Annotated in this window: 12 protein-coding genes and 1 tRNA gene; 11 read left to right on the top strand and 2 right to left on the bottom strand. The window is 64.0% G+C overall.

What is annotated here, in order from left to right; all coding sequences use genetic code 11:
- The first annotated feature begins 42 nt into the window (after positions 1-42).
- From ACQREB_RS01075 to ACQREB_RS01025, 11 genes are all read left to right on the top strand, one after another.
- Positions 43-1,563, top strand: coding sequence for a sigma-54-dependent Fis family transcriptional regulator (locus ACQREB_RS01075; protein ID WP_427764236.1), 1,521 nt, complete (start codon positions 43-45; stop codon positions 1,561-1,563).
- Positions 1,564-1,661: 98 nt separating this feature from the next.
- Positions 1,662-2,990 carry a bifunctional UDP-3-O-[3-hydroxymyristoyl] N-acetylglucosamine deacetylase/3-hydroxyacyl-ACP dehydratase gene (locus ACQREB_RS01070; protein WP_427764234.1) on the top strand — a complete coding sequence of 443 codons (1,329 nt, stop codon included), beginning with the start codon at positions 1,662-1,664 and terminating at the stop codon, positions 2,988-2,990.
- Positions 2,991-3,049: 59 nt separating this feature from the next.
- Complete coding sequence (gene lpxA / locus ACQREB_RS01065) at positions 3,050-3,823, top strand: acyl-ACP--UDP-N-acetylglucosamine O-acyltransferase (protein ID WP_427764232.1); 774 nt, start codon at positions 3,050-3,052, stop codon at positions 3,821-3,823.
- Between the two features lie 123 nt (positions 3,824-3,946).
- Positions 3,947-4,621 carry a 16S rRNA (guanine(527)-N(7))-methyltransferase RsmG gene (locus ACQREB_RS01060; protein WP_427764229.1) on the top strand — a complete coding sequence of 225 codons (675 nt, stop codon included), beginning with the start codon at positions 3,947-3,949 and terminating at the stop codon, positions 4,619-4,621.
- Positions 4,622-4,667: 46 nt separating this feature from the next.
- Positions 4,668-6,332 (top strand): NERD domain-containing protein, encoded by a 1,665-nt coding sequence (locus ACQREB_RS01055; protein WP_427764228.1) that lies wholly within the window; start codon positions 4,668-4,670, stop codon positions 6,330-6,332.
- Positions 6,333-6,452: 120 nt separating this feature from the next.
- Positions 6,453-8,135 (top strand): GspE/PulE family protein, encoded by a 1,683-nt coding sequence (locus ACQREB_RS01050; RefSeq protein WP_427764226.1) that lies wholly within the window; start codon positions 6,453-6,455, stop codon positions 8,133-8,135.
- Between the two features lie 82 nt (positions 8,136-8,217).
- Positions 8,218-9,066, top strand: coding sequence for a pantoate--beta-alanine ligase (gene panC / locus ACQREB_RS01045; protein WP_427764223.1), 849 nt, complete (start codon positions 8,218-8,220; stop codon positions 9,064-9,066).
- Positions 9,067-9,201: 135 nt separating this feature from the next.
- Entirely contained in the window at positions 9,202-10,308 is a 1,107-nt protein-coding gene (ychF, locus tag ACQREB_RS01040; RefSeq protein WP_427764711.1) for a redox-regulated ATPase YchF, read from the top strand.
- Positions 10,309-10,336: 28 nt separating this feature from the next.
- A complete protein-coding gene (locus ACQREB_RS01035) occupies positions 10,337-11,152 on the top strand; it encodes a class II aldolase/adducin family protein (RefSeq protein ID WP_427764221.1) in 816 nt (271 codons plus the stop codon).
- Between the two features lie 71 nt (positions 11,153-11,223).
- Positions 11,224-11,297 (top strand) — tRNA-Gln (locus ACQREB_RS01030).
- A gap of 128 nt (positions 11,298-11,425) precedes the next feature.
- Positions 11,426-13,336 carry an amidophosphoribosyltransferase gene (locus ACQREB_RS01025; RefSeq protein WP_427764220.1) on the top strand — a complete coding sequence of 637 codons (1,911 nt, stop codon included), beginning with the start codon at positions 11,426-11,428 and terminating at the stop codon, positions 13,334-13,336.
- Here ACQREB_RS01025 and fmt read toward each other — a convergent pair.
- Together fmt and ACQREB_RS01015 are read right to left on the bottom strand one after the other, a co-directional pair.
- Positions 13,330-14,373: a methionyl-tRNA formyltransferase gene (gene fmt, locus ACQREB_RS01020; RefSeq protein WP_427764218.1), complete on the bottom strand. Its 1,044-nt coding sequence runs from the start codon at positions 14,371-14,373 to the stop codon at positions 13,330-13,332. The two genes, ACQREB_RS01025 and fmt, sit on opposite strands and share 7 nt — an antisense overlap.
- 117 nt (positions 14,374-14,490) lie before the next feature.
- Complete coding sequence (locus ACQREB_RS01015) at positions 14,491-15,882, bottom strand: MATE family efflux transporter (protein ID WP_427764216.1); 1,392 nt, start codon at positions 15,880-15,882, stop codon at positions 14,491-14,493.
- Positions 15,883-15,964 lie beyond the last annotated feature (82 nt).

Below are 15,964 nucleotides of genomic sequence, written 5' to 3'. Positions count from 1 at the left end.
GGGCTTGAAAAGGCGGGAAAAGCGTATTTTCATCAAGAATTCATGAAGCAGACGATTCCCCCGGAGATTTCCATGATCCAGGAAGTGGGTTCCGTGCTCATTCACGAGCGGGACGTCAACGAGCTTTTGGAAAAGGTGCTGGCGATTCTCGAACAGCGCATGGGGATGCTGCGGGGCACGTTCGCGCTGCTCTTCGGCGACACGCTTTCAATCGAGGCGTCGCGCGGCATGAACGAGACGAAGAAGCGTCTCGGGCAATACCGCGTCGGCGAGGGCATCACGGGGCACGTCGCCGAGACCGGGCGCAGCCACATCATTCCGGACCTGCGCAAGGATCCGCGCTTTCTCAACCGCACGGGAACGCACAGCTACCCGTATCCGGTCGCGTTTCTGTGCGTGCCGCTGATTCACCGCGAAAAGGTGATCGGCACGCTTTCGATCGACCGCCCGGCGAGCGCGGCGAACGATCTCGACCGCGACGTCGCGCTGCTCGAAATCGTCGCGGGCATGACGGCGGACGCCGCCGCGCAGTGCATCGCGCTGCGTTCCGAGCGCGAATCGCTGCTCGCCGAAAACCGCAAGCTGCGCGACCTGCTCAGCGGCAGCCCCGAAACGCCGGGCGCGCTCGTCGGCAACAGCCCCGAGATGCAGGAAATCTACCGCCAGATCCGCCAGGTGGCGCCCTCGGACGCGACCGTGCTCATCCGCGGCTCCAGCGGCACGGGCAAGGAGCTCATCGCGCGCGCGCTCGTCGAACTATCGAACCGCAGGGACAAGCCGTTCATCACGCTGAACTGCGCGGCGCTTCCGGAAAACCTCGTCGAGAGCGAGCTCTTCGGCCACGAGAAGGGCGCGTTCACGGGCGCGTTTTCGCGGCGCGTCGGGCGCGCGGAGGCGGCGGACGGCGGCACGCTCTTTCTCGACGAAATCGGCGACCTTTCCCTGCAGACGCAGGTGAAGCTGCTGCGCTTTCTGCAGGAAAAGACCTTTTCGCGCGTCGGCAGCAACGAGGAGCTGCGCTCGGACGTGCGCTTTCTCGCCGCGACGAGCCGCAACCTCGAGGAGCTCATGGAAAAGAAGCTCTTCCGCGAAGACCTTTATTACCGCCTGAACATCTTCCCGATCGTCGTTCCCGACCTGGCGAAGCGGCAGAGCGACGTCATTCTGCTCGCCGAGCACTTCATGCGGAAGATGAATCTCAAATACGGGAAAAAAGTCACGCGGCTTTCGCCCGCGGCGGTGAAGTCGCTGATGAGCTACGCGTGGCCCGGGAACGTGCGCGAGCTCGAAAACTGCATGGAGCGCGCCGTGCTCACCGCGCAGGACGACTGCGTCCACGACTACAATCTGCCGCAGTCGCTGCGCCCGAAGATCCACCGCGACCTGCCGCAGGACGCGGACGGGCGCGCGCTGATCGACATCCTGCTCGACAACTACGAGCGCGACCTCATCGCGCAGGCGCTCAACCGCAGCGACGGGAACATCTCCGAGGCGGGGCGCGAACTCGGCATCTCGCCGCGCATGATGAATTACCGCATGAACCGTCTCCGTCTGCGCAAGTGAACGCGGCGTTCCCGCCGCCGGCGCGTTTTGTTCGCTTTACGGCGGGGGCGGTTTTTGTCATAGTCTGCACAGAACCCAAACCCATTCAGAACAATTTTATGAAACAACGCACGATTCAGAAAGAAGTCTCCATCCGCGGAAAAGCGCTTCACACCGGCAAGGACGTGACGCTCACGCTCAAGCCCGCTCCCGCCGACACGGGCATCGTCTTCCGCCGCGTGGATCTCTACGGCAAGCCCGAAGTGCGTCCGCTCGTCGATCTCGTGCTCGGCTCGGAAATGCAGCGCCAGACGACCGTCGAGCAGAACCACATCAAGCTGCACACCATCGAGCACGTCAACTCCGCGCTCGCCGGCATGGGCGTGGACAACTGCTACGTCGAGATGAACGAGTCCGAGCCGCCGATTCTCGACGGCTCCGCGCGCCCCTACGTGCTTCTCGTCCAGGAGGCGGGCATCGTCGAACAGGACAAGGAACGCAAATATTTCGAACTGAAGGAGCCCGTTTCCGTGACCGACGGCAACCGCTCCATCATCGCGCTTCCGCACGACGGGCTGCGCATCACCTGCACTTCCGCCGACGACCGCGGCGTGCACACGCAGCACCTGACGATCGACATTTCCCCGGAAATCTACGAGGCGTTCATTGCTCCCGCGCGCACGTTCACGATTTACGAGGAAATCGAACCGCTGCTGAAGCAGGGGCTGATCCAGGGCGGATCGCTCGATTCCGCGATCGTCATTCGCGGCGACAAGATCATTTCCAAGGAACCGCTGCGCTTCAAGGACGAGTTCGTGCGCCACAAGATCATGGACCTCGTCGGCGACCTCGTGCTGCTCGGCGCGCCGCTGAAGGCGCACATCATCGCCGTGCGCACGGGCCACGCGCTCAACGCGAAGCTCTCCGCGAAGATCCGCGAACAGATGCTCGCGCCGAAGAAAAAGGCGGAGCCCGCGAAGGTCGTCGTCTCGCCCGACGCGAAGTCGCTGAACATCCGGCAGATTCTCAACCTCGTGCCGCACCGCTATCCGTTCGCGCTCGTGGACCGCGTGCTCGACATCGACCACGAGGCGCAGGAAATCACGGCGGTGAAGAACGTGACGCTGAACGAGCCCTTCTTCCAGGGACACTTCCCGGGCAATCCCGTCATGCCGGGCGTGCTGCAGCTCGAGGCGATGGCGCAGGTCTCCGGCCTGCTGCTGCTTTCCAAGGCGAGCATCGACGGCAAGGTCTGCTTCTTCATGAGCGCGGACAAGGTGAAGTTCCGCAAGCCGGTCACGCCGGGCGACCAGGTCGTCATTCACGCGAAGATCACGAAGAACCGCGGGAACAAGATCGTCGCGGCGGAAGCCGAATGCAAGGTCGGCGAAGACGTCGTCTCCTCCGCCGAAGTGATGTTCACCGTCACCGAAGCGCCGAAATTCTGAAAAACGCTCACGGCGTGAAGTTCTTCTTCAGGCCGAGATTTCCAATCTTTCCGAAAAAAATGATTCATCCCACAGCGATAATCGAGCCGGGCGCGCAGCTCGGAGAAAACGTCGAAATCGGCGCCTACGCCTACATCGGCGGCGAAGTCACGCTCGGCGCGGGAACGGTGATCCACCACCACGCCTGCGTCGAAGGCTTCACCACGATGGGCGAGAACAACGAGGTCTATCCTTTTGCCGTCATCGGCGGAAAGACGCAGGACCTGAAATACGTCGGCGGGCGCGTCGGGCTCAAGATCGGCGACCGCAACACGTTCCGCGAATACGTCACGATTCACGGCGGCACGAAGGACGGCGAGTTCACGACGCTCGGGAACGACAACAACATTCTCGCCTATTCGCACGTCGCGCACGACTGCCAAATCGGGAACTTTCTCGTGATGAGCTCGCAGGCGGCGTTCGCGGGGCACGTCGTCTGCGGCGACCACGTGAATTTCGGCTGGGGCACGGGCATTCACCAGTTCGCGCGCATCGGCGACTACGCGATGCTCGCGGCGATGTCGCGCATCACGCAGGACGTGCCGCCCTACATGATCGTCGAAGGCACGACGGACGTTTCCGCGAAGATGGTCAACGTCGTCGCGCTGCAGCGCAACGGCTTCCCCGCGGAAGACGTCAAGGCGCTCCGCCTCGCGCACCGCATCATTTACCACGAAAATCTGAACCGCACGCAGGCGCTGGAAAAAATCCTCGCCGATCCCGAGCTCGCGGCGAACCCGCACATTCAGAAGCTCGTCGATTTCTACCGCACGAGCAAGCGCGGAGTGTCGTGACGCGCGAAGCGCGGTGTAAGGTGGAGCGTGGAATGTGTAAAGGCGGAGAAGCTTTTCGCGTCGTTGTTCCTTGAGCGCTGATTTTCCTTACACCTTACACGTTACACCCTACACCTTCAAGAAATGTCCGAAGCCGTCGAGAAGTTAAAATCCGTCCTCCCGTCCGTTCCCGCCGACGCGTGGGAAAAAATCGAAGCCATGGCGGCGCTTCACCGCGAATGGAACGCGAAGATCAATCTCGTTTCGCGCAAGGACGTGGACAATCTCGAATGGCACCACTACGCGCCGTGCCTCGCCGCGGGAACGTTCCTCAGGCTCATGGCGGGCGCGCGCGTGATCGACGTCGGCACGGGCGGCGGCTTCCCGGGACTGCTCCTCGCCGTGCTGTTCCCGCAGGCGCATTTCACGCTGATGGACTCCGTGGCGAAAAAAATCCTCGTCGTCTCCGACGTCGCGGAAAAGCTCGGCCTGAAGAACGTCGAGACGCGCGTCGGCCGCGTCGAAAAACTCGGCAAGCATTTCGATTTCGTCACGGGGCGCGCAGTCACGAATCTTCCCGCGTTCTTCGGGCTCGTGAAAAAGCTGATCGCTCCCGGCAGGAAACATTCGCTCGCGAACGGCGTGCTCTACTGGAAAGGCGGCGAGCTCGCGCCCGAAAACGACGCGCTCGGCGTCGTTCCCGCGAAGATCGTCGAGCTCGAATCGCTGCTCGGCGACGCGTATTTTTCCGGCAAATACATTCTGCACTATCCGTACCCGGACGTCTTCCGCGCGCGCTGCACGCCGCCCCCGCAGTGACGTTCCCGCGCCCCGTTTCTCCGAAAAATCCGAATCTCTTTTCCCTATGGCTAAAATTTATCCCGTCCTCCTCGATTCCGAAGGCGCTCCGCGCATGCGCAACGCGGCGGAAAACCGCGTCCTGAAAAAGATTCTCGAACAGTTTTCCGACGAGTGGACCGTGCTGACGAATCTCGAATACACGACGAACGTCTCGCGCTTCCAGCCTTACGTCTGCGGCGAAATCGATTTTCTGCTGCACCACGAAATTTTCGGCGTGTTCGCGATTGAGGTGAAGAGCGGCGTCTTCGCCCGCCGCGGCGGAAAATGGCTGCAGAACGGCCGCGCGCGCGAACGTTCGCCTTGGGAACAGGTCGGGAGCGAGGTCGAATTCGTCCGCGAATACCTCAGGCGCGAACTGGGCTTCTTCGGCAGAGAGCGCCTGCCGTTTCCCGTCGTCGGCGTGCCGTGCTTTCCGGACTGCGTGTGGAGCGATTCGCTGCCGCCGGAAGCTCGCGGGAACGCGATTTGGAAGGACGATCTGGACGACCTTCCCGCCGTCGTCGAAAATTTTCTGCGCAACGCGCGTTCCCGCGAGGACGCGCGGCGGCACTGCGACGAGCTGCTCGTGAAGTGCGCGCTGCGCGGGCTCGTCGAAATCGCCGAACGTCTTCGCGACCATTCGGCGGAGGAACGCGCGGTGTTTCTGCGCCTCACGGAAGAGCAGGGGCGCGTGCTCAACGCCTCGACGCGCGGGCTGGCGCGCTTCCGCGTGCGCGGCGGCGCGGGAACGGGCAAATCTCTTCTCGCCCTCGAAAAGGCGAAGCGTCTCGCCGACGCGGGCAAGAGCGTGCTGCTGCTGTGCTACAACCTGCTGCTCTGCGAAAATTTCCGCGAATCCGCGAAAAATCGCCCGAACATCTTCGTCCGCGCGTTTTCCGTCTTCGCGCGGGAACGTCTCGGCATCTCCGACGCGGAGCGCGACGCCGTGCCGCCGGAGCTGCGCACCGCGTTTTTCGAGGAGCTCCCGCGCCGCCTCGCGGAAAATCTCCGCGAGTCGCCGCTGAAATTCGACGCCGTGATCGTCGACGAAGCCCAGGATTTTTCTCCGGAAATGTGGCTCGCCGTCGAGGCGATGACGAAGCCCGAAGGCGATTTCGTGATTTTTTACGATCCGAATCAGAACATCTTCCGCGACGAGCTGGCGCTCCCGCCTTCGCTCGCGGACGCGCCCGAGCACGTGCTTTCGCGCAACTGCCGCAACACGCGCGCGATCTTCGAAGCCGTGCGCAAGCGCCTTCCGGACGGAACGGAGCTTCCCGCGGAAACGCCGGAGGGCGAACCCGTCCGCGAATTTTTCCCGAAGACGGCGGAGGAATGCCGCGCCGCGCTCGCGGAGACGCTCGGCAGCCTGCGCACGCGCAGCGTTCCCGCCTCGGACGTCACCATCATCGGGCCGCGCGCGCGTCCCGAAGACACCAGCATCGGCTCCGCCGCCGAAGTCGGCGGTTTCCGCGTCGTCTCCCCGCCGCTGCGCCGTTTCGAAGACGGAACGATCGAATACTTCACCTGCATGCGCTTCAAGGGCTGCGAGACGGGAACGCTCGTCCTCTTCGAGCTCGACGAAAGTTCCTCCGACTGGAGCCCGCGCCGCGTCTATGCCGCGATTTCGCGCGCGGTGAACCGCCTCGTCATCATCCACGCGCCTCCGAAACCCGCGCGTCGCGGCTGAGAAACGGACGCCGCGACGGCGTCTTTCCGCGAAACTTTCCGCGCGGTTTTGCGTTGTCCGAAGATGCCGCAGCGCGCATGCTCTGAGGCAGTTTTCCTTCGCAGACGAAAGTTTCTCATCGTGATCACCGCCGAAAACCTCACCGAAATTTTCCCCGAAATCTCCGCCGAACGCGCGCGCGAAATCTTCGACGCGCCGCTCGAGCTGCGCTGCCGTCTCGTTTCGGAGACGACGGGAACGACGACGACGCGCGTCGCCGAGCGGCTCGCCGCGCGCGAGGGGCTCGCGTTCGCGCCGCGCTTCGAGCTGGCGCCCGACTGCGCCGCGTTCCCGCTGCGCCTGATTCACGAATACCAATGCCTGCCCGTCGTCCGCGCGGACGCGCCCGCGGGAACGCTCACGCTCGCCGCGGGCTGGCCGCCCGAGCCGCGCATGGCGGACTGGATCTACGCGCTCTGCGGCAGGCGCCCGCGCTGGATCATGGCGGCGCCGGACATGATTTCCGAGACCATCGCGAAGCGCTTCGGCGTCGGCTCCGGCTCGCTCGACGAAGCGACGCTCGACGACCTCGCCGAGGAAAAGATCGAAGACGAGGAGGACGAGAACGCCGCGATCATCCGCTTCGTGAACGAGATCGTGCAGAAGGCCGCGAACGACCGCGCCACCGACATCCATTTCGAGCCGCAGAAGGACACGCTCGCCATACGCTACCGCATCGACGGCGAGCTCGTTCCCGTGAACGTGCCGGACAATCTCGTCAAATTCCAGGCGGCGATCATCTCGCGCATCAAGATCATGGCGCGGCTGAACATTTCCGAGCGCCGTCGCCCGCAGGACGGGCGCATCACCTTCACCCAGCAGAACGGCGAGACCATCGACATCCGCGTCTCGACGCTGCCGACGCTCTATGGCGAATCCGTCTCGCTCCGTCTGCTCGGCACGAAGGCGCAGTCGCTGACGATCGGCGATCTCGGCTTCCTGCCCGACGACGAGGCGACGATCAACGCGCACCTGCGCCTGCCGCACGGCATCATTCTCGTCACGGGACCGACGGGCTCGGGCAAATCGACGTCGCTGACGGCGTTTCTGCGCCGCATCAACACGCCGAACCTGCGCCTCATGTCCGTCGAGGATCCCGTCGAATACGAAGTGCCCGGCGTGAATCAGACGCAGGTGCAGAGCGAAATCGGGCTCACGTTCGCGAACGTGCTCCGCAGCATTCTGCGTCAGGACCCGGACGTCGTCATGGTCGGCGAAATCCGCGACGGCGAGACCGCCGACATCGCGATCCGCGCCGCGCTCACGGGGCACCTCGTGCTTTCCACGTTGCACACGAACGACGCGCCCGGCGCGCTCACGCGGCTCACGGACATGGGCATCGAGCCGTTTCTCATCGCCTCCTCGGTGGAGATGATCATCGCGCAGCGGCTCGTGCGGCGGCTTTGCCTGCGCTGTTCGAAGCCCGCGAAATACGATCCCGCGTACGTGAAGTCGTGCCTCGTCGCGCTCGGGCTCGATCCCGCGCTCGCGCCGGAAATCCGCACGGCGAACGTTCCCGCGGGCTGCGAATACTGCCGCGGCATCGGCTACCGCGGGCGCGTCGGAATCTTCGAGATTCTTCCCGTTTCGGAAAAGATCCACGACCTCATCGTCGAAAAGCGTTCGGCGAGCGAGATCCGCGAACAGGCGCTGCGCGAAGGCATGCGCTCGCTGCAGCGGTGCGGCTGGGAACAGGTGAAGCGCGGCGTCACCTCGCTCGAGGAGATCATGAACTACGCACAGCACGCCGCCGAAGAGCGGTGACGGGGCGGCGTTCCCGCGCCGCGTTTTTTCTCGCGGAAGGCGGGAACGCGGCGTATCCTCGGGCGCAATTTTTTCAGCAAAGATGATTGTCATTCACGATCCGAAGGAACTGCAGAAAACCGCGCTCGAGCTCCGCGCCCGAGGCAAGAAGATCGCTCTCGTGCCGACCATGGGCAACCTCCACGCCGGACACGCCTCGCTGATGGACGCCGCCCGCCCGCTCGCCGACGTGCTCGTCGTCTCCGTCTTCGTCAACCCGACGCAGTTCGGGCCGAACGAGGACTACGACAAATACCCGCGCACGCTCGAGGCGGACAAGCGGGTCTGCGAAGCGCACGGCGTCGACGTGCTTTTCGCGCCCGCGCCCGGCGACGTCTACGCGCCCGACGCGAGCACCTTCGTCACCGAAAACGCCTGCTCGCAGGGGCTCTGCGGGCGTTCCCGCCCGACGCATTTCCGCGGCGTCTGCACCGTCGTCAATCTGCTCTTCAATCTCGCGCAGCCGCACGTCGCCGTCTTCGGGCAGAAGGACGCGCAGCAGGTCGCCGTGCTCAAGCGCATGGTGCGCGATCTCCACATGCCCGTGGAGCTGCGCGTCGCGCCGATCGTCCGCGAAGGCGACGGGCTCGCCCTCAGCTCCCGCAATCAGTACCTGACGCCGCGGGAACGCGCCGCCGCGCCGCGCATCCAGGCGACGCTCCGCGCGCTGCTCGAAAAGATCGCCGCGGGAACGGACGACGCGAAGACGCTCGCGCGCGCGTTCACGGAAACGCTCGCCGCCGACCCGATCTTCGAGACGGACTACATCGAGATCGTGAACAATTCCACGATGGCGCCGCTCGAAAAAATCCTGCCAGGAGAGACGCTGATCGCCGTCGCCGTGCGCATGACGGAGTCCCGGACGCGCCTGATCGACAACGTGCTCGCCTGAGCCGTTCCCGAGCCGCGAAGAACCGCGCGCGACGCCCGCCGTCGCGCGCGGTTCTTCATTGTCGCGTGCCTCGGCGCGCGGGAACGCGGCAAAAATCGGATTTAAAAAGCCGCGCGGACATGTCAGAATGAACGCATTATGTTACAAGCAGGTATCGTCGGTTTGCCGAACGTCGGCAAAAGCACGCTTTTCAACGCGCTGACGCGTTCCCGCAACGCCGAAGCCGCCAATTATCCTTTCTGCACGATTGAGCCCAACGTGGGTATCGTCGAAGTGCCGGACGCGCGCCTCGAACCGCTCCGCGTTCTCGCGAAGACGAACGTCGTCATTCCCGCCGCGATCGAGTTCGTGGACATCGCCGGTCTCGTCGCGGGCGCGTCCAAGGGCGAAGGGCTCGGCAACAAGTTTCTCGCCAACATCCGCGAAGTGGACGCCATCGTGCACGTCGTCCGCTGCTTCGACAACGACGACATCATACACAACATGGGCTCGGTCGATCCCGTGCGCGACATCGAGGTGATCACGACGGAGCTCGTTCTCGCGGACCTGCAGTCGTGCGAATCGCAACTCGAGAAGAACGTGAAGAAGATGCGCGGGCAGGACAAGGAGGCGGCGGCGAACGTCGCTCTGCTCAACCGCCTCATTCCGCACCTCAACGAAGGCAGGACGGCGGCGTCGCTCCCGATGAACGAAGAGGAGCTCAAGCGCGTGAAGCTGTTCTCGTTGCTCTCGATGAAGCCCGTGCTCTACGCGTGCAACGTGGACGAGTCCCACCTCGCCGATCCCGCGAGGAATCCCTACGTCGAGGCCGTCCGCCGCTACGTCGCGGACAACCACGACGCGCGCGTCTGCGTCATCTGCGCGCAGGTCGAGGCGGAGCTCTGCGAACTCTCGCCCGAGGAGGGCAGGGAATTCCTCGAAAGCCTCGGCGTGGAGGATTCCGGCGTCTCCCAGCTCATCCGCCTTTCCTACGATCTGCTCGGGCTCGCCTCCTACTTCACCGCGGGCGAAAAGGAAGTGCACGCCTGGACGTTTCGGAAAGGCATGACGGCGCCGCAGTGCGCGGGCATCATCCACACCGATTTCGAAAAGGGCTTCATCAAGGCGGACGTCGTCTCCTACGAAGACCTGATCGCCGCGGGTTCCGTCGCCGCCGCGCGCGAAGCCGGCAAGTACCGCCTCGAAGGCAAGGAATACGTCTTCAGGGACGGCGACGTCGCCGTCTTCCGTTTCGCCAACTGATTTTTTTTCAACCCCTCGTTTCATCGACATGGAAAATTCCGACATCGAAACCCGCCTGAACGCGATCGAAGCCAAGCTCGACGCGCTTCTCGAAAAAAAGACCGCGAAGGTCGCCCCCGTCAATCCCTTCGGCAAAGCCTACGAATGGACGCCGGGCGCCGACGCGAAGACGCCCGAGGAAATCGAGGCGTTCTTCGGATCGCCCGAAATCAGCCGGATCAAGTCGCAGATGTGCGACATCGGCCGCCGCATCTGGGCCAAGGATTTCGTGGACGGCAACGGCGGCAACATCACCGTCCGCGTGGGCGACGACCTCGTCCTGTGCACGCCGACGCTCGTCTCCAAAGGCTTCATGAAGCCCGAGGACATCTGCCTGATCGACTTCGCGGGCAATCAGCTCGCGGGAACGCGGCGCCGCACGAGCGAGGCGATGACGCACCTCGAAGTGCTCAAGCGCGTCCCGAACGCGCGCGCCTGCGTCCACGCGCATCCGCCGCACGCGACCGCCTTCGCGATCTCCAACGAAGTTCCCGCCAAGGGCATCATTCCCGAAGCGGAAATCTTCCTCGGCAGCATCGGCATCGCGGAGTACCAGACGCCGGGCGCGCCCGAGCTCGCCGAAACCGTCGCCGAATGCGCGCGCGGGCACCAGGCCGTCATCATGAAGAATCACGGCGTGCTCTGCTGGGGCAAGAACGCCGAAGACGCCTACTGGCGCGTGGAGATTCTCGACGCGTACTGCCACACGCTCGCGATCGCGCTCCAGCTCGGACGCGGCCTCTGCGAAATCCGTCCGGAAAAGGTGCGCGAGCTCGAGCGCATCCGCGCCGCGCTGATCAAGTGAGGCGCGCCTGCGGAAACGCGTTGACAAGGTTTTCGCCTTACAATTTTTTTGAAAGCCTTCTTTTCGAAAATTGTCCGATGGTGTAATGGCAGCACAAGTGATTTTGGTTCACTTTGTCCAGGTTCGAATCCTGGTCGGACAACCACGAAAAAGCCCGCGAAACGCCGCGGGCTTTTTTTGCGCCCGCGGGCGTTCCCGCGCGGGTTCTCCGGCGCGTTTTTTTGTTGAGGCGGGAGGCGCAACAGGATTTTCTTTAGACACCTTCGATTTTCTATGAGCGATCCGATCAAACACGAATGCGGAATTGCCGTCGTCCGGCTTCTGAAACCGCTCGAATACTACGAGCACAAGTATGGGACGCCGCTGTACGGCTTCAACCAGCTGTTCCTGCTGATGGAAAAGCAGCACAACCGCGGACAGGACGGCGCCGGCATCGGATGCGTGAAGCTCAACGTTCCCGCGGGAGAAAGCTTCATGGCGCGCGACCGCGCGCTGGGCTCGGGGGCGCTCACGGAAATGTTCTCGCGCCAGCTCGCGGATTACGAGGAGAAGGTCCGCGAGGGCAAAATCTTCCCGGAAATCCCCGCCACGGTGAAGGAGAACTTCAATTTCGGCGGCGAGCTGCTGATCGGGCATCTCCGCTACGGCACTTCCGGCAACTACGATCTTTCGACCTGCCACCCCTTCGCCCGCAAATCCATCTGGCCGACGCGCAACCTGATGATTGCGGGCAATTTTTCGATCACGAATCCGGGCGAACTCAACGAAATCCTCGTCAACCGCGGCGCGCATCCCGTGTTCTCGACGGACACGCAGTCGCTGCTCGAGGAGCTCGGCTTCTGGCTCGACGACGCGCACACGACGATTTTCCGCGAGCTGCGTGACAAGGGCGTTCCCGGGCGTGAAATGCCCGAAATCATTTCCCGCCGCATCGACCTCGCCGACGTGCTCCGCAAAGCTTCCGTCAAGTGGGACGGCGGCTTCGCGCTCTGCGGCGTCACGGGCAACGGCGACATGTTCGCGATGCGCGACCCGAACGGCATCCGCCCGTGCTTCATTCTGCGCACGGACGAAGTCGTCGCCGTCGCGTCCGAACGCGCGGCGCTGATGACGATCTTCAACGCCGAGGAAAGTCAGGTCGAGGAGCTCACGCCCGGCTCGGCGATGATCGTCGAAAACCACGGCGAGACGCGCTTCGAAAAGATCTTCGAGCCCGGCGAAAAGACGCACTGCACGTTCGAGAGGCTCTACTTCTCGCGCGGGAACGACGTCGCAATCTACCGGGAACGCAAGGCGCTCGGCGCCGCGCTCGTGCCGCAGATTCTCGAAGAAATCGACCACGACCTGGCGAACACGGTCTTCTCGTTCATCCCGAACACGGCGGAAACCGCCTACTACGGCATGATGGCGGAGCTGCGCGTCAGCCGTCGCCGCGAAGTGCGCGAGGAACTGCTCGCCGCCGTGAAGAACGGCACCGTGGACGAGGCGCTCATCGAACGCCTCATCATGGGCAACTGGCCGCGCGGCGAAAAAGTCGCGCACAAGGACATCAAGCTGCGCACCTTCATTTCGCAGGAAAAGACGCGCAACCGCCTCGCCTCGCACGTGTACGACATTTCCTACGGCGTCGTCCGCGAGGGCGAAAACCTCGTCATCATCGACGACTCGATCGTGCGCGGCACGACGCTGCGCGAGTCCATTCTCAAGATCCTTTCCCGTCCGAATCCGAAAAAGATCATCGTCTGCTCGTCCGCGCCGCAGGTGCGCTATCCGGACTGCTACGGCATCGACATGAGCGAGCTGGGCAAGTTCCTCGCGTTCCAGGCGGCGGTCCAGCTCTGCCAGCAGAGCGGCAAGGGCGACATTCTCCGCGAAGTCTACGCCGACTGCGTGCGGGAACTCGAAAAGCCCGAGCCCGACATGGTCAACCACGTCGGCCGCATTTACGCGCAGTTCTCCGACGAGGAGATCTCCCGCAAGTGCGCCGAGCTCGTCTATCCGGACTGCGACTGGCACGGCGAGCTCGTGCTGATTTATCAGACGATCGACAACCTGCTCAAGGCGTGCCCCGGCAGCGCGGGAGCGTGGTATTTCACGGGGAATTATCCGACGCGCGGCGGCTTCCGGGCCCTCAACCGCGCGTACGTCAATTTCTACGAAAACCGCGCCGCGCGCGCCTACTGAGCCGCCCGGTCGGCGCCCGACGGCTTCTTCGCCGGGCGCGGCCACGGCGTCGCGCGCGAAAGCGGGATCATCTCGCGGCTTTCGAGCACCGTTCCCGCGGGAATCTTCAGCCCCGTGAGAAAATCCCGCGCGGGCAGCATGCGTCCGCCCGGACGCTGTAGCGAATACACGTTCAGCAGCCCGCGCCCCGTCGCGATGACGAGCTCGCCCTTGTTGCGCGAGACGACGGTGCCCGGCGCGGCGTCCTGCGGGAACGTCGGATCGTCGAACGCCTCGACGTGCCCGAGCTTGAGCTCCATGCCCTCGTAGGGAATCGTGCAGCCCGGCCAGCCGGAAAGCGCCCGGACGCGCGCGCTGAGGAGCTTCGCGGGAACGCGGAAATCCAGCCCGGAGTCCGCGCGCGAGATCTTGCGCGTGTAGGAGACGTGCTTTTCGCTCTGCGGAATCGGCTCGACAGTGCCCGCGATGATGCGCGGAATCGTGTCCGTCGTGATGAAGATGCACGCTTCGGCGATCTTTTCGCGCAGCGAGGCGCGCGTCGAACCCGTGTCGAGCGGAATGACCGCGCTGCCGACGATGTCGCCTTCGTCGAGCGCGGGAACGATCTTCTGCAGCGTGACGCCGGCGCCGCCGTCGTTGTTGGCGATGGCGGCCTCGATCGGCGCGGGGCCGCGGTAGTGCGGCAGCAGCGACGCGTGGTAGTTGTAGAAACCGAGCGTCGGCGCGGCGAGCAGGTTCTCGCGCAGAATGTGACCGTACGCCATCACGAGCCCGATGTCGCAGCGCAGTTCCCGCAGGCGCGCCGCGTCCTCCTCGCCGAGTTTTTCGGGCTGAAAAAGCGGCACGCCGAAGTCCCGCGCCCAACGCGCGACGGGATTGGGGCTGACCTTCTGCCCGCGTCCGTGCGGACGGTCGGGCTGGGAATAAACGGCCTCGATGCTCACCTGCGCGCGCAGGGGCGCCGAAATCAAAGTCTCCAGAATGGGCAGCGCGATGCCGTCCGATGCGAAAAATACTATGCGTTTGCGCTCGTTCATTGTTTTGCGGATTTCGGGTTTCAATCGGGATGAGCGCGCGAATGCCTCACGCGGAAAATTGCGGCGATTCTGACTCAAAACCCGCGCGACGAAAAGCAAATTCGCGCCCGCGCGGCCTCAGGCTTTTTCGCGGCGCGCGAGCGTTCCCGCGACGTCGGCGGGAACGGCGGAGTAGCTCTTGAGAAAGACGAGAATGAGCACGACGTTCAGCGCCCAGGCGAGAAAATCCGCGACGGGGAAACTCAGCCACACGCCGCGCATTCCCCAGAAATGCGGGAACGCGATCAGCAGCGGAATCAGGAAAAGCATCTGGCGCGTCATCGAAAGGAAGATCGCCAGCTTCGCGTGCCCGATCGCCTGATAAAAATTGCCGATGACGATCTGCATGCCCACGAGCGGGAACGCCAGACAGGAGAGGCTCAACGCTTCGTCGGAGACGGCGAGCAGCGCGGCGTCGTCCGTGAACTGGACGGAAATCAGATGCGGCAGGAGCACGCAGGCGAGCCCGCCGAGCGCCGTCACCGCCGTTCCCGCGATCACGCCGTAGCGCAGCGTTTCGCGCACGCGCCCCGTCGCGCCCGCGCCGTGGTTGTAGCCCACGATCGGCTGCATGCCCTGCGTGATGCCGATGACGATCATCGCGATCAGAATCTGCACGCGGCTCAGAATGCCGTAGGCGGCGACGCCGACGTCGCCTCCGTGCTCGAGCAGGGCGCGGTTGATGACGACCACCACCACGCAGGCGCAGACGTTCATCAGGCACGGCGAAAGCCCGATGGCGACGATGCTCCTCATCGCCTCGAAGCTCGGGCGGAAAATGCCGCGCGAAAACGCGAGCACGCTCTTCGGATTCAGAAAATGCGCCAGAATCCAGACCAGACCGAAAAGCTGCGCGATGACGGTCGCCGCGCCCGCGCCGCGCATGCCCCAGCCGAAGCCGCGGATGAAGAGCGGCGCCAGCGCGACGTTGACGAGCACCGTGATGATCGTCGAAAGCATCGCCTTGCGCGGATAGCCCGAGGCGCGCATCACGTGATTGAGATTGAAGAACAGGAACGTCGCGGGAAGCCCGAAAAGAATGACGCGCATGAAGTCGTAGGCGGGCTCCAGCGTGTTTTCGCCCGCGCCGAACGCGCGCAGGATCGGCGCGAGAAACGCGTTCGTCCCCCAGCCGAAGCCGACGCCGAGCGCGAGGCTCATCAGCAGCACGTTCCCGAGCACGGCGAGGGCGGCGCCGAGCTTCTTTTCGCCGAGCCGGATCGACGTGACCGCCGCGCCGCCGATGCCGACGAGCGTCCCGAGCGCGAACGTCAGATTCATCACCGGAAACGCGATCGCGATCGCCGCCAGCGCGTCCGCGCCGATCCATTGGCCGATGAAGATGCTGTCCACGACGTTGTAGAGCGAGAACGCGACCATGCCCGCGATCGCGGGAAGCGAGTACTTCACCAGCAGCGGGAAAATCGGCGCGCCTTCGAGCGTCGCCATCTCGGTCGTTTTTTCACTCATAACTTGCGGCGGACGCTACACTTTTTTCCGCGGGAACGCAAAACCTTCGCCCTCCGCGCGCGCGGGAACGCGAAAAACGCGC

It is taken from the genome of Candidatus Spyradosoma sp. SGI.093 (assembly GCF_050314555.1).
Classification (GTDB): Bacteria; Verrucomicrobiota; Verrucomicrobiia; order Opitutales; family UBA953; genus Spyradosoma.
The sequence above is the reverse complement of the archived record's forward strand: the minus strand, read 5'-3'. Positions and strand labels throughout refer to the sequence as shown.